The sequence below is a fragment of the Paenarthrobacter sp. OM7 genome (genome assembly GCF_029873575.1).
In the GTDB taxonomy this organism is placed as follows: domain Bacteria; phylum Actinomycetota; class Actinomycetes; order Actinomycetales; family Micrococcaceae; genus Arthrobacter.
Genome location: NZ_CP123579.1, coordinates 2156024 through 2178554 on the forward strand (window position 1 = coordinate 2156024; position 22531 = coordinate 2178554).

At 62.4% G+C, this 22531-nt stretch carries 21 protein-coding genes; 8 read left to right on the forward strand and 13 right to left on the reverse strand.

What is annotated here, in order from left to right:
* Positions 1–33: 33 nt before the first annotated feature.
* The 6 genes from QEH68_RS09940 to QEH68_RS09965 all read left to right on the forward strand — a co-directional run bounded on the left by QEH68_RS09940 (position 34) and on the right by QEH68_RS09965 (position 6521).
* A complete protein-coding gene (locus tag QEH68_RS09940) occupies positions 34–1152 on the forward strand; it encodes an ABC transporter permease (RefSeq protein ID WP_280627839.1) in 1119 nt (372 codons plus the stop codon).
* A gap of 70 nt (positions 1153–1222) precedes the next feature.
* On the forward strand, positions 1223–2212 hold the full coding sequence (locus tag QEH68_RS09945; RefSeq protein WP_207597312.1) for a sugar ABC transporter substrate-binding protein: 990 nt from the start codon (positions 1223–1225) through the stop codon (positions 2210–2212).
* 77 nt (positions 2213–2289) lie between these two features.
* Positions 2290–3141: a sugar phosphate isomerase/epimerase family protein gene (locus tag QEH68_RS09950; RefSeq protein ID WP_280627840.1), complete on the forward strand. Its 852-nt coding sequence runs from the start codon at positions 2290–2292 to the stop codon at positions 3139–3141.
* Positions 3134–3988 (forward strand): sugar phosphate isomerase/epimerase family protein, encoded by an 855-nt coding sequence (locus QEH68_RS09955; protein WP_207597314.1) that lies wholly within the window; start codon positions 3134–3136, stop codon positions 3986–3988. The genes QEH68_RS09950 and QEH68_RS09955 overlap by 8 nt, the downstream gene beginning before the upstream one ends.
* Complete coding sequence (locus QEH68_RS09960; RefSeq protein ID WP_207597315.1) at positions 3985–5481, forward strand: sugar ABC transporter ATP-binding protein; 1497 nt, start codon at positions 3985–3987, stop codon at positions 5479–5481. The genes QEH68_RS09955 and QEH68_RS09960 overlap by 4 nt, the downstream gene beginning before the upstream one ends.
* Before the next feature lie 26 nt (positions 5482–5507).
* On the forward strand, positions 5508–6521 hold the full coding sequence (locus QEH68_RS09965) for a sugar phosphate isomerase/epimerase family protein (protein ID WP_280627841.1): 1014 nt from the start codon (positions 5508–5510) through the stop codon (positions 6519–6521).
* Positions 6522–6933: 412 nt separating this feature from the next.
* Here QEH68_RS09965 and QEH68_RS09970 read toward each other — a convergent pair whose 3' ends face one another.
* The 6 genes from QEH68_RS09970 to QEH68_RS09995 form a co-directional block, all read right to left on the reverse strand.
* Positions 6934–8061, reverse strand: a complete 1128-nt coding sequence (locus tag QEH68_RS09970) for a hypothetical protein (RefSeq protein ID WP_280627842.1) — start codon at positions 8059–8061, stop codon at positions 6934–6936.
* Positions 8043–8552, reverse strand: coding sequence for a hypothetical protein (locus QEH68_RS09975; protein WP_280627843.1), 510 nt, complete (start codon positions 8550–8552; stop codon positions 8043–8045). Before QEH68_RS09975 ends, QEH68_RS09970 begins: the two co-directional genes overlap by 19 nt.
* Positions 8552–9460 (reverse strand): ABC transporter ATP-binding protein, encoded by a 909-nt coding sequence (locus QEH68_RS09980; protein WP_280627844.1) that lies wholly within the window; start codon positions 9458–9460, stop codon positions 8552–8554. The genes QEH68_RS09975 and QEH68_RS09980 overlap by 1 nt, the downstream gene beginning before the upstream one ends.
* 198 nt (positions 9461–9658) lie before the next feature.
* On the reverse strand, positions 9659–11119 hold the full coding sequence (mtr, locus tag QEH68_RS09985; protein ID WP_280627845.1) for a mycothione reductase: 1461 nt from the start codon (positions 11117–11119) through the stop codon (positions 9659–9661).
* Between the two features lie 155 nt (positions 11120–11274).
* Entirely contained in the window at positions 11275–12267 is a 993-nt protein-coding gene (locus tag QEH68_RS09990; RefSeq protein WP_280627846.1) for a D-glycerate dehydrogenase, read from the reverse strand.
* Positions 12264–13463, reverse strand: a complete 1200-nt coding sequence (locus QEH68_RS09995; RefSeq protein ID WP_280627847.1) for an aminotransferase class I/II-fold pyridoxal phosphate-dependent enzyme — start codon at positions 13461–13463, stop codon at positions 12264–12266. The genes QEH68_RS09990 and QEH68_RS09995 overlap by 4 nt, the downstream gene beginning before the upstream one ends.
* A 430-nt stretch (positions 13464–13893) precedes the next feature.
* Here QEH68_RS09995 and QEH68_RS10000 point away from each other — a divergent pair, with 430 nt between their 5' ends.
* Together QEH68_RS10000 and QEH68_RS10005 are read left to right on the forward strand one after the other, a co-directional pair.
* Positions 13894–14994 carry a ferredoxin reductase gene (locus tag QEH68_RS10000; protein WP_280627848.1) on the forward strand — a complete coding sequence of 367 codons (1101 nt, stop codon included), beginning with the start codon at positions 13894–13896 and terminating at the stop codon, positions 14992–14994.
* 13 nt (positions 14995–15007) lie between these two features.
* Positions 15008–16159 carry an acyl-CoA desaturase gene (locus tag QEH68_RS10005; RefSeq protein ID WP_280627849.1) on the forward strand — a complete coding sequence of 384 codons (1152 nt, stop codon included), beginning with the start codon at positions 15008–15010 and terminating at the stop codon, positions 16157–16159.
* Positions 16160–16222: 63 nt separating this feature from the next.
* Here the strand turns inward: QEH68_RS10005 and QEH68_RS10010 are convergent, their stop codons facing one another.
* The 7 genes from QEH68_RS10010 to QEH68_RS10040 all read right to left on the reverse strand — a co-directional run bounded on the left by QEH68_RS10010 (position 16223) and on the right by QEH68_RS10040 (position 22513).
* Positions 16223–16525, reverse strand: a complete 303-nt coding sequence (locus tag QEH68_RS10010) for a hypothetical protein (protein ID WP_280627850.1) — start codon at positions 16523–16525, stop codon at positions 16223–16225.
* 63 nt (positions 16526–16588) lie between these two features.
* Complete coding sequence (locus QEH68_RS10015; RefSeq protein ID WP_280627851.1) at positions 16589–17356, reverse strand: SCO1664 family protein; 768 nt, start codon at positions 17354–17356, stop codon at positions 16589–16591.
* Positions 17356–17910: a DUF3090 domain-containing protein gene (locus tag QEH68_RS10020; RefSeq protein WP_280627852.1), complete on the reverse strand. Its 555-nt coding sequence runs from the start codon at positions 17908–17910 to the stop codon at positions 17356–17358. The genes QEH68_RS10015 and QEH68_RS10020 overlap by 1 nt, the downstream gene beginning before the upstream one ends.
* 24 nt (positions 17911–17934) lie before the next feature.
* Positions 17935–18627 carry a histidine phosphatase family protein gene (locus QEH68_RS10025; protein WP_280627853.1) on the reverse strand — a complete coding sequence of 231 codons (693 nt, stop codon included), beginning with the start codon at positions 18625–18627 and terminating at the stop codon, positions 17935–17937.
* Between the two features lie 58 nt (positions 18628–18685).
* Complete coding sequence (locus tag QEH68_RS10030) at positions 18686–20062, reverse strand: aspartate ammonia-lyase (protein WP_280627854.1); 1377 nt, start codon at positions 20060–20062, stop codon at positions 18686–18688.
* Positions 20059–21474, reverse strand: a complete 1416-nt coding sequence (locus tag QEH68_RS10035) for an aldehyde dehydrogenase family protein (RefSeq protein WP_280627855.1) — start codon at positions 21472–21474, stop codon at positions 20059–20061. The genes QEH68_RS10030 and QEH68_RS10035 overlap by 4 nt, the downstream gene beginning before the upstream one ends.
* Positions 21467–22513 (reverse strand): homoserine dehydrogenase, encoded by a 1047-nt coding sequence (locus tag QEH68_RS10040; RefSeq protein WP_280627856.1) that lies wholly within the window; start codon positions 22511–22513, stop codon positions 21467–21469. Before QEH68_RS10040 ends, QEH68_RS10035 begins: the two co-directional genes overlap by 8 nt.
* Positions 22514–22531 lie beyond the last annotated feature (18 nt).

The following is a 22531-nucleotide window of genomic DNA, read 5'->3' on the forward strand; positions in this document are numbered from 1 at the left end:
CGAGGAAGTGTCGAATTGACTGGAGATACAAACATGCAGCCACAAACAGCCACCGGCTCGTCCGGTCCGGTTTCCGGGAAGGCTGGCCCCGGAAAATCCCACGACGATTCCCGTTCACGGCTTTCCGGCATCGGCGACTTCATCGGTGCGCAGGGCCTGCTGGTCGTCGTCCTGCTATTCGGTGTACTGCTGACGTTCCTCAGCCCGGTATTCCTGACCACAGTCAACCTGGTAAATCTGTTCTACCAGTGCACGATCCTCGGTGTGTTCGCCATTGGCATGACCTTCGTGATCCTTACTGGCGGCATCGACGTTTCTGTAGGATCGACGGCTGCCCTGTCGTCGGTGCTGTCCATGGGCGTGATCGTCAACATGGATATGCCGCCGGCAATCGGACTACTGACCGGCCTCGTGGTTGGAGCCGGAGTCGGTGCCGTCAACGGACTGATGGTCACCAAGCTGGGGATATCCCCGCTGATCGCGACCCTGGCAACACTCTCCGCCGGGTCGGGAATCGCCTTCGCCTACTCCGACGGCGGCAACATCACACCTGTACCCAAGATGCTCACCGAGGTGGTCAGCGCCAAAATCGCAGGAATTCCCCTGCTCATACCGGCCGTTCTGGTGCTGGCGTTCCTGGCCCATCTGGCCCTGACCCGCACTACCTACGGACGCTCCATCTACGCCGTCGGCGGTAACAAGGAAGCTGCCCTGCTCGCAGGGATCCGGGTAGACCGCGTCACCATGAACGCCTACATCATCGCTGGTCTCTCGGCGGGCATGGCCGGGCTTCTGCTCACCGGCCGCCTGGCCTCAGGAAGCCCGAGGGCGGGCGACGGCATTGAGCTGACAGTCATCGCAGCTGTGGTCATCGGCGGAACAAGCCTCTTCGGCGGCCAAGGAAACATCAAGGGCACACTGCTCGGCGTGCTGTTGATCGCAATGGTTTCCAACGCCGTGAACCTGCTCGGAATCCCTTCCTCCTACGACCGGATTGTCCAAGGCGTGGTGATCTTCGCCGCAGCCGCCCTGGACGTCTACCGCTACAAGTACGTCCAAAAGAACCTGTCACGTAAACGCAAGATCGGACCGCCGCCATCGAAAGACACGGACGGCACTCGTGCACCACAAACTACCGAAGCTCCGGCCTGACGCCTGACGCCCCACGCAAGCAGGCCGCCCCGGCCGGCATGCCCTAGCACCCAACAGAAAGAGTAAGTCAATGAAGACCTCACCCAAACTGGCGGTTCTCGCGGTAGTTTCCGCCGCAACCATCGCCCTGACCGGCTGCGGTGCACCTAGCGCCGCACAGGAATCAAACGACGGAACAAAGACAAAGAAGATCGCCGTCTTGCTCTACAGCCAGAGTTTTGAATTCATGGTTGCCCTCGGGCAGGGCGTCAAGGATAAGGCGGAGGAGCTCGGCGTGGAAGTCACAGTCCTTGATGCCAAAGGCGATTCCAGCACCCAGATCAGCCAGATCCAGGATCAACTCGCCCAGGGTGTGGACGGCATTGTCCTCAGTCCGAACAACTCAGCTGAACTGGTTCCCGGAGTCCAGATGATCCATGATGCCGGAAAGACCGTCACCACCGTGGACTCGGTCATCCCGGGGGACATCGCCGACGCCGCCGTCGCCTTCGACAACGAAAAGGCCGGCAAACTCGGGGCCGAAGCCTTGGCCAAACTGATGGAAGAAAAGGGAACCGTTCTTGAATACCAAGGAGCCAAGGGCGCATACCACGCAACCCTGCGCGGCAAGGGTTTCAGCGAAGGTATCCAACAGTTCCCTGGTATCAAGGTCATCGGCCGTGACGCACAGTGGACTGCAGACAACGCACTGTCATTGACCGTCGATAACTTCACCGCCGACTCAAGTATCAACGGCCTCTTCAGCCACAACGACGAAATGGTGCGGGGAATCGTCTCCGGCCTCTCGCAGATCAACAAGGACGCCCCGGTCGGAGCAGAGAACCACATCCCGCTGGTTGGCGTCGACGGCACACCGCTCGCCCTGGAGCGCATCCGCAACGGTACCCAGGACGCGACGATGGACCAGAACCCGTTCGAGATGGGTGCACTGGCCCTTCAGGCCCAGGTTGACCTGCTTGACGGCAAGCAGGTGCCCAAGATGCAACTGACCGACACCAAGCTCATCACCAAAGAGAACGTCGATGACCCCACTCTCTGGGGCAACATCTTCAAGGACTAGCGCAGCTAACCCCTCGGCTGCCTGGCCAGGCCCCGCCGCTTGGCCAGGCAGCAACACCAATTCCCTCAAGGAGAAACATGTCCCGCTTCAAGTATTCCTACAACGCCATCGTCTACTACCAGGAAGACATCGCCAAAGGCATTGACCGCGTCGCCCGTTACGGCTACGACGCCATCGAACTGGTCGGAGAACCGGCAACGCACAACGTCGACGAGATCAACAAACTGACCAGCGACGCCGGTATCGACGTCAGTTCCATCTGCAGCATCTGGTTTGGAGAGGAACGCGACCTGATCAACCCCAGCGCCGCCAACCGGCAGAAGGCCTTGGACTACGGCAAGTCGGTAGCCGACTTCGCCGCCGCCGTCGGAGCTCCGACCATCATCGTCGGGCCATCCCCGGTGGGCAAGACCGAAGCCCTGGCGAGCGATGAACAGGAATGGGAATGGGCGGTCGAGAATGTCCGCACACTTGGCGAATATGCGGCGAGCGTCGGCATCAACATCACTCTCGAACCGTGGAACCGCTACGAGACGCATTTCCTGAACCGGCTCGACCGGGCTGTGGAACTTCTGGACGCTACCGGTCTGAAGAACGCCGGCGTGCACGGCGATCTCTTCCACATGAATATCGAAGAAGACAGCATCCACGGAGCGTTCGCCCGTGCTGGCGGCAAAGTCAACCACGTCCACCTCGCCGACTCAAACCGGGCTGCCCCCGGCGTAGGACACATCGACTTCCGTCCGACACTGCAGACGCTGAAGGACATCAACTTCGACGGCTACCTGACCTTCGAACTCCTGCCCGCCGCGTCGAACCCCTTCGCCATGATGGCTCGTGACGGCCACCTGGAGTTCCTGGACCCCTACACCGAAAAGGCCATCAACGAAATGAAGAAGCTGGAACAGGAGCTTTGGCCCCATGAGTAAATACGAATTCGGGGTCAGCACCTTCATCCTGGTCTCCCCGTTCACCGACCGCGACGTTGATCAGTTCGACGTCGCCAAGGAGATGGGCTACGACCTGATCGAGGTCTGTATTGAGGACCCTGCCGTCGTCAGTGCGGAAGCACTGAAGGAAGCCTCGGAACGGACCGGACTGCCCGTATCCATCTGCGGGGCGTTCGGACCGGACCGCGACGTCTCGCACGAAAACCCGCAGAAGCGTCGGCAGGGAATTGACTACCTGAAACTCTGCGTTGACATCGCCCAAGCCGTCGGTTCCCCCCACGTTGCCGGCCCTATGTACTCAGCCACCGGCAAAGCCCGGCTGCTTCCCCCCGAAGAACGCCGGCAGCAGCGCCAGTGGGCGGCCGACAGTCTGCGTGAAGTAGCGGACTACGCTTCCGAACGCGGCGTCACGTTGGCCATAGAACCGCTCAATCGCTTCGAAACGGATCTGGTCAACACTGTGGAGCAGGGTCTGGAACTTTGCGGTCTGATCGGCCGGGATAACGTAGGCCTGATGCTCGACACGTTCCATATGAACATCGAAGAGAAGAGCATCGCGGCGGCCATCACCTCTGCCGGTGACAAGGTCTTCCACTTCCAAGTGTCAGAGAACGATCGCGGAACGCCCGGCAGCGGTCACGTGCCGTGGTCCGAGACCTTTGACGCGCTGAAAACGATCGATTACCAAGGTTCCATTGTTGTCGAATCGTTCCTCCCCACTGTCGAGGAAATCGCCAAGGCCGTTTCGCTCTGGCGGCCGGTGGCACCGTCCATGGATGCGCTGGCCAGAGATGGACTCACGTTCCTGAGGAGGGAACTGCCGTGATTGGGACGCCCGGACGCGCTTCATCAATCGTTGAAGCACGAAATCTCGTAAAACTGTTTCCGGGCGTCGTGGCCCTCTCCGGCATGGACTTTGAGCTTCATGCCGGAGAGGTGCACTGCGTCTGTGGTGAAAACGGAGCCGGAAAATCAACGCTGATCAAGACCCTCAGCGGGTTCTATACTCCCGACGAAGGCGGCGTGTACGTGGACGGCGAACTCATGCCCTCCAGCACCGCGGCTTCCAAAGCCGCCGGGATCGCCACCATCTATCAGGAACACAATCTGGTCCCGGACCTGTCGGTCGCCGAAAACGTCCTTCTGGGAAACTGGGGCGGACGCAAGGGCATCCTCTCCCGTCGCGATATCCGCAAGCGGGCAAGGAAGGCCCTGGACCAGGTTGCACCCCACCTCAACCTCGACACCCCTGCGATGGCGCTCTCAACGGTGGACGGACAGATGGTGGAAATCGCGCGTGCCATTGCCCAGGACGCAAGAGTGATCATCATGGATGAGCCAACCACTGCCCTGACCGAGCAGGACGTGGAGAAACTGTACAAGCTCGTCAACGAACTCCGGGACAAGGGCCTGGCGATCATGTACGTTTCGCACAAACTGGAAGAAGTCTTCACCCTGGCCGACCGGATAACCGTAATCCGCGAGGGCAAAACCGTGGCCTCATCCGTCCCTGCAGATGAGCTCGATGCCCGTTCCGTTGTGCAGCTGATGGTGGGCAGGGATGTTGACCTTTACGAGCACATTCCCCGCGAACGCGGTGAACTTGTGCTTGAGGCGCAGGGTCTAAGCCTTGCCGGTGCCTTTGAGGACGTGAACCTCCAGCTGCACGCCGGTGAAATCGTCGGACTGGCAGGACTGGTCGGTGCCGGCCGAACCGAGGTAGCCCGGTGCATCTACGGGGCCGACAAAGCCGACGCCGGCACTGTGCAAGTAAGTGGCCGGAAACTCAAGCTCCACGGCGCATCTGCCGGCATCGCCGCAGGCATTGCACTTGTCCCGGAAGAGCGAAAGCTGCAGGGCATCATTCCCATGCTGTCCATCCGCGAGAACACTACCCTTACCCTGCTGAAGCAGATCAGCAAGTGGGGCGTACTGCGGCGTGGCTACGAAAAGAAGATGGTGACCAGCTACATTAAGGAACTCGATGTCAGGACCCCATCCGCGGAAACCCCCATCCAGTCCCTGTCCGGCGGCAACCAGCAAAAGGTCATCATCGCACGCTGTCTGGCGAGCAATCCCAAGGTCCTCATTTTGGACGAGCCAACAAAGGGCATCGACATCGGCGCGAAGGCGGAGATCCATCGCCTCATCGAGCAGCTGGCCCGCAGAGGCGTCGCCGTACTCGTGATCTCCAGCGAACTCCCCGAGCTGCTGGAGCTCTCCGACAGAGTGATGGTCATGCGGTCCGGCCGGGTAGTGGCCGAGCTGGATAAGGCACAAGCAACCAAAGAAAACGTCATCGCTTATGCCGCGGCGTAAGCGATCAGACCAGAACGGAGAGAATCATGCCCGATCAACAGACCCGGCCGTTCACCTTGTTTACCGGCCAGTGGGCCGACCTCCCCTTCGAGGAAGTCGCTCGCCTTGCCTCGGGCTGGGGCTATGACGGCCTGGAAATCGCCGTCTCCGGAGACCACCTGGACGCCTGGCGCTGGGACGAACCCGGCTACGTCGAATCCAAACTCGCTGTCCTGGAGAAGTACAACCTGAAGGTCTGGGCCATCTCCAACCACCTCAAAGGCCAGGCCGTCTGCGATGACCCCATCGACTTCCGCCACGAAGCCATCGTCGGCTCACGTGTCTGGGGCGACGGGGAGCCCGAGGGCGTCCGCCAACGCGCTGCCGAAGAAATGAAACACACCGCACGCCTCGCCCGCGCCCTGGGCGTGGACACCGTCGTCGGGTTTACCGGTTCTTCCATCTGGCAGTACGTGGCCATGTTCCCGCCCGTCCCCGAAAAAGTCATCGAGGCCGGCTACCAGGACTTCGCCGACCGCTGGAACCCCATCCTGGATGTCTTCGACGAAAACGGGGTCCGCTTCGCCCACGAAGTCCACCCGAGTGAGATCGCCTACGACTACTGGACCACCGTCCGGACCCTCGAAGCGATCGGCCACCGGGAAGCGTTCGGCCTGAACTGGGACCCCTCCCACTTCATGTGGCAAGGCATCGACCCCGTGTCCTTCATCTGGGACTTCAAGGACCGGATCTACCACGTGGACTGCAAAGACACCAAGCTCCGCCCCACCGGCCGGAACACCGTCATGGGCTCCCACCTGCCCTGGGGCGACCCCCGCCGCGGCTGGGACTTCGTCTCCGCCGGACGCGGCGACGTGCCCTGGGAATCGTCCTTCCGCGCCCTCACCGCCATCGGCTACAACGGCCCCATCTCCGTAGAATGGGAAGACGCAGGAATGGACCGACTCCATGGGGCACCCGAAGCCCTGGCCGCACTGAAGAAGTTCGACTTCCCGGCGTCGCAGACCTCCTTCGACGCCGCATTCAGCAGCAAGGACTAAGTATGTAACCGACGTGATCCGCGCCCTTCGACCCGGCCAGGGCTGCAAGGTGTGGTCGAGTCTGGTTTGACATTCCCGTCGGCCAATTCGCTGCTGTTCGTGGCATGACCTCCGCTCCTCGAAAGCTGTGGAGCGGAGGTCCAAGCCTTTAACCACAGCCACATCGTTTGGGGTCTTGAGGTCAAGCCTGGGGAGAACGGCGAGGAGGGCGGAGCCACGAAAGGGCCCGGGATTGGTCAGGCGATGCCGGTCGCCTTGCCAACGGGTGAGGCCTGGAATCCACCTGAAAAGCTGGCGGATTTCCTCGCTGCGGGGGAGCCTCCTGTCTATGGTGGGTTCGGCTCTGCCTTGGAACAGATCGCGGGTGGCACGGTTTCGGGTGACATGGTTTACAAGCTTCGTGTCCAGTGGCTCATGCTGCGAGGTCTCGCTTGCTGAGCAGAAAGCCGGCTAGTCCGGCTCCAGCCAGGGCAATGCCGGTCATGGTGAGGGCGGCTATGGGGTCGAAGGCTTCGACGGGCATCGCCGCCGTGTGGCGGAACGCGCTAAGGTCCTGGAGCCAGGCGGGCAGGCGCATCAGTTCGCCGAATTGCCCCAAAACCAGCCCGACGGCCAGAAACCCCCAGCCTAAGGCGATGCTCGCCCGCGGGATAACAGAGAAGGCCACGGCCGTAGCGGCAATGAATACGACGGCGGCCGGTACGTGAGCCAAGGCGGCGCCGATCAGCAATCCAGGAGGTCCGCTTGCCACGCCCGACACGGCAAGACCTGCGGCGGCTGCGGTTCCCGCAACCACAGCCACCATCACAGTAGAGACGGTAGCGAGGAGCAGGTTCGCACCGAGCCAGCGTGCCGGGGAACGTGGCGCCGCCAAGAGCAGTTCAGCTCGCCCTTCCGCTTCTTCTGTGCGAAGCCGCAGCACAACCTGGACACCTGCGGCAGCCGCGAGGACACCCGCGATGCCCAGCAGCGCGGTAGTGAAAACGTCAATGAGCTCCCCCCGGCCGCCGGGAACGAGCCGGAAAATCAGCTCGCGAAGCGACTGATTCCCGCCGATGACGTTGGTGACCACGGGCCCCAGCCCACCGGCCATGCCGCCAAGCAGGCCCGAGAAGAGACACCAGCCCAGCAAGATGAATCGTTGTTGGTGCCATGCCAAGCCGAGCAAAGAAGAGGCCCCGGTCGCGGCCCGCTCCCGTCCGGCGCGTTCGGCCAGCAGACTTTCTCCCAGATCTCTTTTGCTCCTGAGCCCGATGACGGCCAGCGCCAGAAGAAGGCTCACCGCAACCAATCCCAGCAGCGGGATGGGATCAGCCACCGTGAAAGGTCGGGAGCGTTGTCCCCAGCCGATGGGGGAGAACCACGAAAACCATCCACTGGTCACCTGGGTCAGGTCAGCGGACGGGGTACCGAAAGCGTCGCCGACGCCCCGCACGAAATACGCCCCGCCGACCAAGGCGGCAGCTGCGCCGTTGGCTGCCCGGCCTGAGGGCATGATCTGTGCGACGAGTCCACTGATTGCTACGAAGAACGCGCCCACCGCGCCGACTGCCGCCCAGCAGTGATCGCGCCGGACAAGGGCAATCCTGCGGCAACGTAACCGGCCGCCACGGAGACTGCCAGAACCAGATTCGCCGTGCCTCCAAGGATAAGGGTGGCCGTGATTGGTGCGGCCCGGCGGACCGGGACGGAGCCAATCAGTTCCGCTCGTCCGAGTTCTTCATCCGTGCGGGTGTGCCTGATGACCAGGAAAGTGCTCATCAACCCTGCGAGGACAGCGGTGAACGCATAGCCTTGAAAGAACACGACTGCCCCGACAGTGGTCCCGTCAGGAAGTCCCCGGACGAACAGGAACGCAGGGCTTGCCCCGGCAACAGTGATGATGGCTGTCCGGGCTGCTTCATCACCAAATTCGGTGGCCACGGCATTGGCGATGATGAAGCCAAGAAAGGCAATGCTCAGGATCCACACCGGCAACAGCACCCGTTCCCTGCGCGCCTGCACCAGCAGAAGTCCCATCATTCCGGACATCAGCGAACCTGGCCGTTCGCGCCGCTGTAGTGGCTGAGGAAAAGGGACTCAAGCGATGGTGGAGACACGGTCAAACCGCTGAGTCCGGCCGCTGCTACCGCCTGCAGCAACGGCGAAAGGTCGGCCGGGTCGACGTCGAACTCAACCAGGCCGCCGTCGACTATGAGGTTCTGCACGCCGGGCAAGGAGTGAAACAGTTCAGGTTCGGTGGCTTCGACCCTGAAATGGGTGTGTTTCAGGTGACGCAATCCGGCCAGGGTTCCTGATTCCACGGTGCGTCCCGAGCGAATGATGGTCACCTTATCGCAGAGCTGTTCAACCTCGCTGAGGATGTGGCTGGACAGCAGCACTGTGGCGCCCTCCGCAGTGACGCGCTGAACCTGCCGACGGAAGACCGACTCCATGACGGGATCCAAACCCGCGCTGGGCTCATCGAGCAAATACAGTCGTGCCGGCCGCGCGAACGCAGCAATCAGGGACACTTTTTGGCGGTTTCCCTTCGAATATGTCCTGGCCTTACGACGCGGATCCAATTCAAATTCTTCGATCAAGTCCCGGCGGAGCCGTTCGTTGACACCGCCCCGCAGGCTCGTCAGCAGATCGATGACTTCGCCGCCGGAAAGGTTAGGCCACAAGCTCACATCCCCCGGAACGTAGGCGATGTCCCGGTGGGCGCGGACGGGGTCTTGCCAGGGGTCGAGTCCGAAAACGTGGGCCGTTCCTGCGGTGGGACGCATCAAGCCCAGGAGGACACGCAACGTTGTTGATTTGCCGGCCCCGTTGGGGCCCAGGAAGCCGTGGACTTCCCCGTACCCAACCCGCAGGTCCAGCCCGTCAAGGGCGCGGGTCCTGCCGAAAACTTTAACGAGTTGCACGGCGTCGACGATTGGTTCTGACGATGATGGCATTGCGGAGATCCTGTCTTCGGTCCAACGACCCAGACGGACGCCGGAGCCGTTCCGCGGGCATTTCACCCAGCGGGCCGACCAGGCTTCCCGGCTCTCCGAACCACAGCCTACGTCTGTGCAGTCCCCCAAGGAAGAGGACCACGCACACCCGTTAGGGCGCGGTGTTCACCTTGCCGATCAACGCGTCAGCCCGAATCCTCAGTGGTCCACGCCGGGGCGTGCGCGGAAGACGGTGTTGGTGTGGTCCGGTTGGTTGAAGGTGAGACCGAGCAGGGCGTTTTCGGTGACCTCAGGTAGTGCGGGGTGAATCCAGTATTGGTTGGCAGCGAACGTGCGTACATCGAGGTCGAAGGCCAGGACGGTGATCATCTGCTGGATCAGGGTTGATGCTTGGGGGCCCATGTAGTGGGCGCCGAGGAGTTTGCCGGTGTCTTTGTCGGCGATGAGTTTGCAGATGCCGGTGGTGTCTTCCAGGGCCCAACCGTAGGCGACGTCCCCGTAGCTTTGGACTTTGGTTGTCACGTTGTGGCCGTGTTCGCGGGCTTGGGATTCGGTCATCCCGACGGTGGCGATCTGGGGGTGGGTGAAGGTGGCGGCGGGGACGTGGTCGTGGGGCATTCTCTGCAGGCTTTCCGGGTTGAGCAGGTTGTGCCGCACCGCGCGCATCTCGGCGTTGGCGACGTGTTTGAGCATGTAGGGCGATGAAACGTCGCCGAGGGCCCAAACTCCCGCGGCGGAGGTTGACCGGCCGTAGTCATCGACCTTGATGCGTCCGGCGCCTATCGTCTCGATCCTGCCGGAGGGCAGGTCCAGCAGGTCCCCGTTGGGGATGCGCCCGGTCGCTACCAGCAGTACCTCCCCGGTGGCGGAGGTGCCGTCGTCGAGCCTGACGGTTATACCTTGACTTGTCTGGTCGGCGCCGATGATGTTCCGGCCGGACCGGACGTCGAAGCGTTCGGCGGCGAGGTCGTTAAACGGGTCGTGCAGGTCCTCGTCGAGGTTCCGCAGGAGTGTGGAGCGGGCGATGATTGTGACGTCCGTGCCGAGGGCGTCGAAGACGTGGGCGAACTCCATGGCGATGTAGCCGCCGCCGATGACCACCAACGATTTGGGTAGATGAGGGAGCCGCATGATGTCCTCATTGGTGTGGTACCGCACGCCCGAAGCGGCGATGGCCTCGGGGATGAAGGGGCGGGAGCCCGCGGCGATGACAACCTGGTCACCCGAGATGGTTTTCTGCTGGTTGCCTTGACCTGTTTGCACGGTGCGTTCTCCGATGAAGACAGCGTGCTGGTCGTAGACATCGATGTTCGGAGTCTGTGGTCCGCGCCGGTATTCCTCACCGGCGGCGGCAATGGGGTCGACGCGGTTCTCGAAGATCCGGCCCACTATGCCAGGCCAGTCTACGGAGTTGACCTCGGCGTGGAGGCCCAGCCGTGCGGACCTGGCGGTCTGCAGCGCGGTGTCGGCGGTGTGGACGTACATTTTTGAGGGGATGCAGCCGGCGTTCAGGCAGGTGCCGCCGAACGTCGCTTCCTCGATGATCGCGATCGACCGGTCTTCGAACCCGGGTCCGGGAATGGAGTTCCCGGAGCCCGTGCCGATGATGATCAGGTCGTAATGCCGATCCACGGCGGCCTTGCTGGAAGTGGTGTGCATGCAGGTGGTCCTCACTCTGGGGTCTTCCCAACCCTACTGAACACAACCTGTCGGGACCCATTACACGGGCCGCACGGCAAGGCAGGGGAGCGCCCGCGAAGCACGGACACCCCCCCTGAATACTTACCGGGTCGCCTGATCATGGCGCAGCGGAGTCAACGTTCTGCTCGTTGTGCACCCCTGGCGCACTCAGCGATTGGTGCTGGGGGCTGTTCCCCGCTCAGCACTGCGAGGGCGTTGTCGGCGGCGAGCATGGCCATGGCGGTGCGCGTCTCCACCGTCGCCGAGCCAAGGTGCGGCAGGAGCGCAACATTGTCCAGTTCCAGCAGGCCGGGATGGACGCGGGGCTCCTGCTCGTAAACGTCGAGCCCAGCTCCCGCGATTGCACCCTCCCGGAGCGCGGATGCCAGTGCGTCTTCATCGACAATGGGTCCGCGGGCGGTGTTGACAAGGTATGCCGAGCTCTTCATTTCTGCGAGTTGCCCGGCCCCGATCAAGTGGTGAGTGGCGGGACCGTAGGGGCAGTGCAGTGAGACGACGTCGGAAACGGCCAGCAGCTCGTTGAGATCGACGCGTCGTGCATCCAACTCGGCGGCGACCGTGGGATCGATTTCGCTGCGGGACTGGTACACGATCTCCATGCCGAAGGCCTTGGCCCGACGCGCGGTTGCCTGGCCGATGCCGCCCATGCCCACGACGCCGAGTGTCTTTCCCTGCAGGCTGGACCCCAGCAGGAAGAACATGCCCCACTTCCATGACTCGCCCGACCGGATAAGCCGTTCGCCCTCACCGAGCCGGCGGGTAGCCATCAGGATGAGGCCGAACGCGATGTCCGCCGTAGCGTCGGTGAGCACACCGGGCGTGTTCGTGGCGACGACTCCGCGCGCGGTGCAGGCGGGCACATCGATGTTGTCGTATCCGACGGCGACGTTCGCTACGACTTTGAGCTGCGGGCCGGCGGCGTCGAGCAGTTCGGAATCAACGCGCTCGGTCAGCAGGGACACGATCGCGTCTGTACCGGCTACCCGCCGCAACAGCTCTTCGCGGCTGATGGATTCAGGCCCCGTCCAGGCATCGACGTCGTGCTCGGCGCGGAGCTTTTCAATGGCAGCATCGGGAATGCGTCCCGTGACGAGGACCCGGCTCATGCCGTTGCGATCCAGTCGCGCAGGCGGCCAAGGCCGTCGCGGATGTCAGCGACGTCGATGCCTGAGTAGGCGAGCCGGATGTACTGCCGCTCCTCGCCGGGTTGGCGGCGCCCAAAGTGCTCACGTGTGCAGAAGGAGACTCCGGTTTTGTAGAGTGCGTCGCTGGCGAAGTCGCCCACTGCTGTGTATCCCATTTTCTCCATGACGTCGGTAACGTCGGGGAACAGGTAGAACGTCGATTGAGGTACCGCGACGTGCATCCCGGGGACGGAGTTCACGAGCTCGCAGGCAGCATCCCGGCGCTCACGCAGGATGTCGAGCATCTGTTGGACCGGTTCCTGGGTGCCGCAGAGTGCTTCGATGCCAGCCCACTGCACGTAGTGGGTGGTACAGGATTCGTCGTTGGTGTTGAGCGTGCTGAGGACTTTCGCGATCTCAAGTGGTGCGACTGCGCAGCCCAGCCGTGAGCCGGTCATGGCGAACTTCTTGCTGAAGGTGTACAGAATGACAGTACGTTCAGCCATGCCAGGAATCGAGGCAATCGAGCTCGAGACCCCCTCGTAACGGGTCTCAAAATAGGCCTCATCGGAGAGAACCCAGAGATCGTGCTCCTGCGCGATCTTGGCGATGGCTTCACGTTCGGCAGCAGTCGACTCGGCGGAGATGGGGTTCTGCAGGTCGTTGTAGATGATTGCGGTGGTGTTCGGAGTGATCGAGGCCCGAACCTGATCGAGGTCGATCGAGAAACCCTGGCTCGTGGGGAGGTAGCGGTACGGTACTGCCTTTCCTCCGAGGTATTCGATCTGCGACTCGTAGATGGGGAATCCCGGGTTCGGGTAGAGCACTTCCTGTCCGGGGTTCATCACGGCCTGCAGGAACTTCGTGATGACCGGTTTGCCGCCCGTCATTACTACTACGTTCTCTGCAGAGAAGGTCACTCCGCGGCGTGAGCCAAGGTCTTCGGCAAGGGCTTCGCGGAGCTGTGGGATGCCCGGGCCGGGGCAATAGCCGGTGTAGCCGTCAGCGATTGCCTTGGTCATGGCTTCGACGATATGTGGGGCCGTCGGGATGTTGATGTCGCCGAGATGGAAAGGGTAAACCAGATTTCCCTTTGCCTTCCAGGATGCCGCGGCTTGGGCCACGCTAAAGGCGGTTTCAGTGCCGAGCCGTTCGAGCCGATGCGCGAGTTGCTGCATGCCGTTTACTCCTCGTTGAGTCAAAAGTCCGTCGTAGACATCTAATACTTAACTAATATATCAAAGGCGGAGCGCTCCGCTCAAGGATGCTCGCGTTCGAGCGGTGTTGTCGATGAGCCAAAAACCTGGATCCGGATACGCGGACTACCGCACTGGCGGTCTTTATTGGTTGCGGGTTTGCATCCCATCCGCTGGGCGTATTACGGTCTAGCTACTGAAACCGGCATGGGCGCAAAAGCCCGGAGGGGAGGGGCGCATCACCGCTGACCGATCCACGTATCGCCCCATTCCCGTTGAAAGCCCCTCCTGAGGGGCTTTCCCTGTGTTTCAAGGGATGAGATTTATAAGTATACTTATGATATTTGCTGGTTCGGATATCCCGGCACATGTTGCTGAGGTCTTCGGTCTCCGTCGTTGCGAGGAGTAGTTCATGGTCAGCTTTCGTCCCCTGGCCCGCATCGCCTCGGTTTTGACCACCCCACTTGCGCCTGAGGATGTCCTGGCGTTGTTCAATCCGGTCTATTCGTCCCGTCAATTGCGTGGAGTCGTCACCGAGGTAGTCCGCGAAACACCTCAATCAGCCACCATTTTCTTCCGGCCCGGCCGAGGCTGGCATGCCCACCTCGCCGGGCAGTGGGCGAGGATAGGCGTCGAAATCAACGGGGTCCGGCAATGGCGCTCCTATTCGCTGAGTGCGCCGGCTGGCAAAGGTCCGGCCATCACGGTCACTGACGTAGGATCCGTATCCGGAACCTTGGTCCGCAAGACCAAGGTGGGTGACGTCCTTTTCCTGGCGCCGCCCCAGGGCGATTTTGTCCTCCCTGAGCATCCCCGTTCGCTGCTCATGCTCACTGCGGGAAGTGGCATCACCCCCGTCATGTCAATGATCCGGACGCTTGTCCCAAGCCGCCCTGACGCTGACGTTGTCCTGATCCACTCCTCCCGTGAAGAAGGCGACAGTATCTTCCGCGAGGAACTGGACGAACTTGCCGATCAATTTCCCAACTTCCGCGTGCTGCAGTGGCACACCAGTGGACGTGGCCGCATGAACTTCACGTCTGCGGACGCTCTCGAAGAAGTGTGCCCGGACTGGCGCGACAGGGCCGCATACGCGTGCGGCCCGGGGTCTTTCCTGGATGACGCCGAAGCTATGTGGAACCAGGCAGCGTTGACTCCTGCCGGCGCATCAGGGAAGACAGCCAGCGGTGGAACGGGGCAGGGCTCGCTCACTATCGAGCGCTTCAGCACCGAGCTCCTGGGAGGTGACGGCAGCGAAGGCGGCGTGGTCACGTTCGAAACTTCCGACCGGGAGGTCAAGGCCGACGGCGGTGTCCCTCTCCTCGACGTCGGCGAGGACGCAGGGGTCCTGATGCCCAGCGGCTGCCGCATGGGTATTTGTCACAGCTGTCTGACTCCCTTGCTCGCCGGGAGGGTCCGCGATCTGCGCACCGGTGAGATCCATGGGGCACCTGGGGAACTTATCCAAACCTGTGTCTCGGCAGCCGCCGGGCCTGTCAATCTGGAAATCTGAGGAGTACAACCGCATGTCAGTAGTCTCAGCCAAAGGCTCCGTCACCGCCGTCGGATCCAAGACCCGGCCCGGTGCCCTTGCCGATGAGGGAAGGCCCACGGTGCGGCCGCCGGCGGCCGCACATCTGAGCGACGAGCAAGTAGCCCAACTGGGCCGTGAGCTTGATGCAATCCGCGACGAAATTCTTGCCAAGCGTGGCTCCAGCGACGCTGCCTACATCAGGCGCATGATCAAGATCCAACGTGGCTTGGAAATCTCAGGTCGTGCCGCACTGCTGGTAGGCAAGAACAAGGCTGCCTGGTTCACCGGCACCACACTTCTCAGCCTGGCAAAAATCCTGGAGAACATGGAACTTGGCCACAACATCCTCCACGGCCAGTGGGACTGGATGCGTGACCCGGACATCCACTCCACCACCTGGGAGTGGGACTTCGTTACCCCGTCGCGATCGTGGCAGCACACGCACAACGATCTCCACCACCGTTGGACCAACGTGGTTGGCAAGGACCGCGACGTCGGCTACAACCTTCTGCGCATGGACCCTGACCAGGAGTGGAAGCCCTTCAACCTGGGCAACCCTCTTTACAACGCCTTGCTTGCGCCCGTATTTGAATGGGGCATAGCCCTCTACGACTTGGAGATCCCTGAGTACAAGGAAGGCCTGAAATCCAAGGAGGCCATGAACAAGGACCTCAAAGCGCTGGGGCGGAAGGCGCTCAAGCAATTCGCCAAGGACTATGCGGCCACCCCAGCCTTGGCCATGCTGACGGGCTCCGGGAAACAAGCCCTCTATGGCACCCTCACTGCCAACGCCATCCGCAACGTGTGGGCACACGCCGTCATCTTCTGCGGCCACTTCCCGGAAGGAACGGATACGTTCACCGAGGAAATGGTGGAAGGCGAAACCCGCGGCGACTGGTACGTCCGTCAGATGATCGGATCCGCCAACATCTCCGGGTCACCGTTCATGCACCTCATGACGGGGAATCTGTCGCACCAGATTGAGCACCATCTCTTCCCTGACCTGCCGTCCAACCGGTACGCCGAGATTGCGCCCAAGGTCCGTGACATATGCCAGCGCTACGGCTTGAAGTACACCACAGGGCCGCTGCTTAAGCAGGTCGGCTCTGCCTGGGCCAAGGTCTTCAAGCTCGCTGTGCCCTAACCCTGCCGGATGAGCGCCCGTCCGCGCCGCGATCCCGGTCCCACGGTCTTGGTGAACCGGTTTCTACTCGGGCTTGAATGGTGACAGCCGGCTGATTCTCTGTCGTGCGTCGGCTATCAGGGGACGTGCTGCCAGGGCTCCTGACTTCACAGAAGAGAACACCTTACTGATGGTGCCGCTGAAGCGTCCCTCGCTTCGCATGTTTTGGGTCAGTTCCCACGTGGTCCGGATGGAGTGCACGGCGAGGACGACGACGAAGAGGGAGATCACCAGGCCGGCCACTGAGGCGGCCACGATCATCACCCCAGTGATGTGCACCAGGAGCACGGCAGAAATCACAACGGTGTGGGCGTCAAAAAGTTCCATATTCATTTCTCGTGGAGTAGAGGGTGGGCTGGTTTCGCTGGGAATCCCTTAGCCGGAATTATCCTAGAACAGAGGCCAGGGCACCGCCGGCATGTCACCGCTCGGAGCCGGGAACCGTCCAAGCAGGCGCAGTCGCTCGCAGCGTGTGGCGAGCGAGGCGATTTCTTCGGCGCTCAGCAAGTCCGCCAGGTTTTGACCCAGCCCACCGTTCAAACCCTCTGCGACACGATCGATGCCTTCGAGTTCCCCGGCGGCCAGCGGGTCGCCCAGCCATCCCCACAGCACTGTGCGCAACTTATGGTCATGGTGGAAGGTCAGTCCATGGTCCACGCCGTGTCGGTGTCCGTCCGCCATGGCCAGAATGTGGTCGCCTTTACGGTCGGCGTTGTTGACGATCATGTCGAAGACTGCCATGCGTCTGAGCGCTGGCGAGTCTTCGTGAATGAGGGTGACCATCCGTCCCTTCTCATCCTGTCCTTCGAGAACGTGCTTCCATCCCGTTTCCGGCGCGTGGTCCGTTGCAACCAGATCGACGGCGCGCTGGGCAGGGTCTCGCTCTTGCCACAGTTGGACCATTCCTTCGCCCAACGGGCCATCGCGCAGCCAGGTGCATGGCACGATGTCCCCGCCGAATACCTGCGATACCAGGTACGCGGCCACCTCTCGGTGAGCAAGTTTGCCATCGGGGAAATCCCAGAGCGGACTTTCGCCTGCCATCGGCTTATAAACGACTTTTACGTCCCCGATGGCGCCCAGGAATGTCGCGTTTGAAGCCGTCGTGATGCGGCCAGTGAGCGTCAGCTCGGCGGTCGCCAAGTCCGGCGCCGGCATCACGCCTCGGGAAGGGTGCAACTGTGCCCGTCGGCGTCTATGGGGTATCCACAGAGCGGGCACGTCGGGCGCCCGGCTCCGACGATTTCACGGGTGCGCTTGGCGAATGCGCGGGCGGTGCCTACCGGCATGCGCACCAGCAGCATTTCCGCTTCGACTGCGTCGTCCCCAACGAGCGGCTCGTCGTTGTCATCAGCATCGACGTCGGCGATGGGGTAGGCCTCAATCACCACTTGGGCTGTGGTGGGATCCCAACCCAAACTCATGGCTCCAGCGCGGAACTGCTCGTCAACCGCCTCAAGGGGATCGTTGTCGACAAGCTCGATGGGAGTACTGGTCGGTACGCTGAACGGATTCCCCTGAACAGTGATGAGCTGGTCAAGGATCTCGTCGATCTTTTCTGCGAGCTGGGCCGACTGCTGCTTCTCCAAGGCAATACTCACGATCTGCTTCCCTGCACGCACTTGCAGGTAGAACGTCCGCGACCCTGGAAGGCCAATGGTCCCAACTACAACCCGATCAGGCCAGGCAAACTCGTGAACACTTGTAGGCATGCTTGTATTTTAGGCACATAAGGTTCACGGCGCGTTCTGTCCTGCACCGCCGCCCACCGGCGCATCGCCGGAATGGATGCCGTTCGACAGCCATGACAGATCACCCGCATCGGTGTTGGTCGCGTAGACACTGGGCCTGTCAGCGCCGTAGCGCACGATCGATACGGAGGCGGGGCCCACGTTAATACGCTGGAACAGGTCAAGGTGCATGCCGAGCGCGTCGGCAAGGATCGACTTGATGATGTCACCGTGACTCACCGCCACCCAGGTTGCTCCCGGCCCATGCTCGGCTTCGAAGGCTGCATCGTGGCGTCTGATGGCTGCCACGGACCTGGCCTGCATCGCGGCCATGGATTCACCGCCGGGAAACACGACGGCGGATGGTTGAGTTTGCACCACCGGCCACAAATCCTCAGTTGCGAGATCACTGAGCATGCGGCCCTGCCACTGGCCGTAATCGCATTCGGTGATATCGATTTCGACTGGTGCATACGGCGTGCCGGCCTGGCGGTCGAGAATGAGCTGGGCGGTCTGCCGGCAGCGCTCGAGAGGACTCGACACTACCCCGACTACCGGCACTGCTGCGAGCCGGTCTGCCGTCAACGCCGCCTGTTCGCGCCCTACCTGGTCCAGGCTCACGCCCGCGGTCCGGCCGGCCAGCAGTCCAGTTGCATTGGCTGTGGTGCGGCCGTGCCGCACGAGAATAACTGTCGCCATCCACTCAGCCTAGTATCCCGCACGTCACGGCGTGATCCGCGAATCGTTTCTCCCGGTCTCAGGCCATCATCAGGGCCTCGACCTGTTCGGGCAGCATGAGACCTTCAGCGACAGCGACGTCGACGACGCTCTGTCCGGACACGAGCGCCTTGTGGGCGATGTCGGCCGCAACGGCGTATCCCAGCACAGGGAGCAGTGCCGTGGCTTGTGCTGTGGAGGCCCGTGCCCTGGACCGCAGCAATGCTTCGTTCGCTTCGATGCCCTCGACGCATAGGTCCCGCAGAACATCCGTGCTGTTGGTCAGCCAGTTCATTGATTGCAGCAGGGAGTGGGCGATGACCGGTTCAAAGGCGTTCAGTTGTAGCTGTCCGTTGTCGGCAGCCATGGTGACAGTGAGATCGGCCCCGGCAACGAAGAACGCAACCTGGTTGACGACCTCCGGAATCACCGGGTTGACCTTGCCGGGCATGATCGAGGAGCCCGCTTGGCGCGGGGGCAACCGGATTTCGGCGAGCCCTGTTTGGGGTCCGCTGGAGAGCAGCCGAAGGTCGCTGCAGATCTTGGAGAGCTTGATGGCAGTGCGTTTGAGCGCTCCGGAGAACGTCATGAACGCGCCGGTGTCCCAGGTTGCTTCAACAAAGTCGTGGGCACGGTCCAGTTTGACCCCGCTCACCACCGAGAGCTTGTCAATGACGCGCTCCACATACCGCGGATCTGCGGTGATGCCGGTACCGATGGCCGTGGCGCCCAAGCTGCACTCAGGCAGGAGTGCGGCCGCTTCGCGCAGACGCCGTTGGTCTTCCTCCAGAGTTACCGCGAACGCGGTGAATTCCTGGCCGAGGGTCATGGGAACTGCATCCTGAAGCTGCGTGCGACCAATTTTCGGGATGGCTGCGAAGGCCTGGCCCCGTTCGGCGAATGATTCTGACAACAGGGCCAGGCGCTCCAGGAGGTCCTCCAACGCGAACACGAGGGCCAAGCGCACCGCTGTCGGGTAGACGTCGTTGGTGGACTGGCACTTGTTGACGTGCCCGATCGGGTCGATCACTCCATAGGAGCCGCGGGGGTGGCCCAAGGCCTCCAGGGCGAGGTTGGCGATGACCTCGTTGGCGTTCATGTTGGTCGATGTCCCGGCGCCACCTTGGATGACGTCGACGGGAAAGGCATGGTCAACGTCACCGGCGGCCATTGTGTCGCAGGCTTCAGCGATGGCCTTGCCGACTTTCGACGGGATCAAGCCCAGCTCGGCGTTGGTCAGGGCTGCAGCCTTCTTCACGAATGCGAGGGCGCGGACGAGGTGCCGGTGGGTTCCCAGCTGGATGCCGCTGATGGGGAAGTTGAGGATGGCCCGTTCGGTGTGGATTCCCCACAAAGCGGATTTTGGGACGGCCAAGGAGCCCAGGCTGTCGTGCTCAATTCTTACTCCTGTGTTCATGAGGTGATCGCGATGACTTTGGGTTGGGTCATTTCCTCGTAGGCGAAGTGGACGCCTTCACGGCCCATGCTGCCGTACTTGGAACCGCCGAAGGGCATGGCGTCGTGGCGGTAGTCGGAGGAGTCGTTGATCATCACGCCGCCTGCGTCGATCGCCTTGGCGGTGGCCAGGGCCCGGCCCAGGTCCTTGGTGAAAACCCCTGCCTGGAGGGCGTATTCGCTGTCGTTGGCCAGTGCGATGGCTTCCTCGGCGGTGTCGAAAGGCTCGACCACGACGACCGGGGCGAAGAGTTCCTCGCTCCAGGCTTCGCAGCTGCGGGGCACCCCGGTGAGCACAGCGGGGGTGATTACGGGTCCGTTCAGGGTCCCTCCCGTCAGCAGTCGTGCCCCGGCGGCTACGGCCTCCTCGATCTTCCGTTTCGCTTCGGCGGCGGAGGCGGTGCTGATCATGGGCCCGACATCGGTGTGTTCGTTGCGGGGGTCGCCGGTTTTCAAGGCGGCTGTTTGGGTGACAAAGGCATCCAGGAAGGTGTCGAAGACTGCCCTCTGGACGAGGATCCGCTGGGCACCGATGCAGTTCTGGCCGGCGGCCCAGAAGGAGCCGGACACGCTGGCTTCGACGGCGGCTGGGATGTCGGCGTCGTCGAAGACGATGACGGGTGCGTTGCCGCCAAGTTCCATGGACAGGCGTTTGATTCCGGCGTTCGCGGCGATGGCCCGGCCGGTGGCGAATCCTCCGGTGAAGGAGACCATGCGGACCAGTTTGGAGGAGATGATGGTTTGCGCGACCGTGCGGTCACCGAGGACAACGGTGACGAAGTCTGAGGGCAGTCCTGCCTCGCGAAGGAGGTCCACGAGGAGGATGGCGGTCAAGGGTGTCAGCTGGGAGGGCTTGAGGATGACGGTGTTGCCGCCGGCGATGGCCGGGCCGAGCTTGTGGGCCACCAAGTTCAACGCGTCGTTGTAGGGCGTAATCGCTGCGATGAGCCCCAGTGGTTCACGGGTGAACCATCCCTGGCGGTTCTCAGAACCGGCGAACGAGTCGAACGGAACGACTTCGCCGACGTTCCGGCGGGTTTCCGCCGCCGAAAGCTTCAGCGTGTTTACCGCGCGGGAGACTTCTTTACGGGCCTGCTTGATGGTCTTTCCGGCCTCGGCGACGATCAGTTCGGCGACCTTCTGCGACCGCTGCTGCAACAGGTCTGCGGCGGTGTCCAGAATCCTGCCACGCTCGTGGCGGGGCATGGCGGCAGCTGCCGGAGCGGAGGCAGCGGCGCGGATGAGCTCGACACGTACATCCGCCTCGGAGCACTGGGGCAGGGTAGCCAGAACGGTACCGTCAAACTTGTTGCGAACCACCAGATCGTTGGTGGTGGCTTCGCTCTTGGCCTCGGCGATGGCTGTTTCAGGCACGGACGGCTCCTTTGGCGAATTCGTCAACGGCGATGATGTCGGAAATGAGGGCGTAGGCTGTTTCGACGCGGCCGGCTCCCGGACCGGAAACGGTGACGGCCCCGAGCAGGTCGGTGGTGAAGGAGACGGCGTTGGTGGCACCGGAAATCCCGGCCAGCGGGTGGTCCGCCGGAAGGGCGATCGGCTGGACGGAAGCAGTGATGCTGCCATCGCTCTCGCGGCGGGCTTCACCGATCAGCTTCCACCGGAAGCCGCTTGCCAGGGCTTGGGCGACGGCTTCACCCTCGAGGTTCTGAATTCCTGTGGTTTCCACGTCATTGGGGTGGATGGTGGCACCGAGCAGTTCGTTGGCCAGGATGGCGACCTTGAGCCGGACGTCGGAGCCGCCGATGTCGGCGGTCGGATCCGCTTCGGCGTATCCGAGAGCCTGGGCCTCGGCGATGGCCTCGTCCAGATGCAGGCCGGCTTCCATACGCCCCAGGACGTAGTTGCTGGTTCCATTCAAGATTCCCTGCACGGCGTTCAGCTCCAGACCTCCGAGCATCTTGTGCGCCAAACGGATCACGGGCGTGCCGCTCATGACGGCGCCTTCATACTCAAAGCGAACGCCGTTGTTGGCGGCGAGCTTGGACAGTTGAGTGCCGTGCAAGGCCACCGGCCCCTTGTTGGTGGTCACCACGTGCTTGCCCGATTCGATGGCCCATTTCACATGCGAAACGGCCGGTTCTCCGTCAATGGGGCTGGTGAAGGTGGCTTCGACCACGATGTCGGCGGGGCTGTTCTTGATGACCTCTTCGTTGCGGGGGTCGGAGCTGCCGCCCGGGAGTCCGTCGAACGAAGATCCGCGGGGCATGGCCAAGACAGCGGCAAGATCGATGCCATCGCCTTGGACGAGCGAGCCGAAGGCGAGGTCGGTGATGGCCACAACGCGGAGCTCGAACCCGAGGGAAGCGAAGCGCTGCGGTTCGTCGCGGATCAGTTCGGCCAAGGCGCGGTTCACGCCTCCGAAACCGATGAGGGCCAGGTTGTAAGTAGTCACGTTGATCTCCTTGGGTAG

What these genes read in the sequence shown, in the direction of transcription:
- QEH68_RS10015 (WP_280627851.1), bottom strand. Translation starts at nt 17,356, where the DNA reads ATGCCGGCGCCGGACTTGGCGACCGCCGAGCTGACGCTCACTGGCCGC.
- QEH68_RS10000 (WP_280627848.1), top strand. Translation starts at nt 13,894, where the DNA reads ATGGTCAGCTTTCGTCCCCTGGCCCGCATCGCCTCGGTTTTGACCACC.
- QEH68_RS09940 (WP_280627839.1), top strand. Translation starts at nt 34, where the DNA reads ATGCAGCCACAAACAGCCACCGGCTCGTCCGGTCCGGTTTCCGGGAAG.
- QEH68_RS10005 (WP_280627849.1), top strand. Translation starts at nt 15,008, where the DNA reads ATGTCAGTAGTCTCAGCCAAAGGCTCCGTCACCGCCGTCGGATCCAAG.
- QEH68_RS10020 (WP_280627852.1), bottom strand. Translation starts at nt 17,910, where the DNA reads ATGCCTACAAGTGTTCACGAGTTTGCCTGGCCTGATCGGGTTGTAGTT.
- QEH68_RS09950 (WP_280627840.1), top strand. Translation starts at nt 2,290, where the DNA reads ATGTCCCGCTTCAAGTATTCCTACAACGCCATCGTCTACTACCAGGAA.
- QEH68_RS09965 (WP_280627841.1), top strand. Translation starts at nt 5,508, where the DNA reads ATGCCCGATCAACAGACCCGGCCGTTCACCTTGTTTACCGGCCAGTGG.
- QEH68_RS09990 (WP_280627846.1), bottom strand. Translation starts at nt 12,267, where the DNA reads ATGAGCCGGGTCCTCGTCACGGGACGCATTCCCGATGCTGCCATTGAA.
- QEH68_RS09980 (WP_280627844.1), bottom strand. Translation starts at nt 9,460, where the DNA reads ATGCCATCATCGTCAGAACCAATCGTCGACGCCGTGCAACTCGTTAAA.
- QEH68_RS09945 (WP_207597312.1), top strand. Translation starts at nt 1,223, where the DNA reads ATGAAGACCTCACCCAAACTGGCGGTTCTCGCGGTAGTTTCCGCCGCA.
- QEH68_RS09975 (WP_280627843.1), bottom strand. Translation starts at nt 8,552, where the DNA reads ATGTCCGGAATGATGGGACTTCTGCTGGTGCAGGCGCGCAGGGAACGG.
- QEH68_RS10010 (WP_280627850.1), bottom strand. Translation starts at nt 16,525, where the DNA reads ATGGAACTTTTTGACGCCCACACCGTTGTGATTTCTGCCGTGCTCCTG.
- QEH68_RS09955 (WP_207597314.1), top strand. Translation starts at nt 3,134, where the DNA reads ATGAGTAAATACGAATTCGGGGTCAGCACCTTCATCCTGGTCTCCCCG.
- QEH68_RS09995 (WP_280627847.1), bottom strand. Translation starts at nt 13,463, where the DNA reads ATGCAGCAACTCGCGCATCGGCTCGAACGGCTCGGCACTGAAACCGCC.
- mtr (WP_280627845.1), bottom strand. Translation starts at nt 11,119, where the DNA reads ATGCACACCACTTCCAGCAAGGCCGCCGTGGATCGGCATTACGACCTG.
- QEH68_RS10025 (WP_280627853.1), bottom strand. Translation starts at nt 18,627, where the DNA reads ATGGCGACAGTTATTCTCGTGCGGCACGGCCGCACCACAGCCAATGCA.
- QEH68_RS10030 (WP_280627854.1), bottom strand. Translation starts at nt 20,062, where the DNA reads ATGAACACAGGAGTAAGAATTGAGCACGACAGCCTGGGCTCCTTGGCC.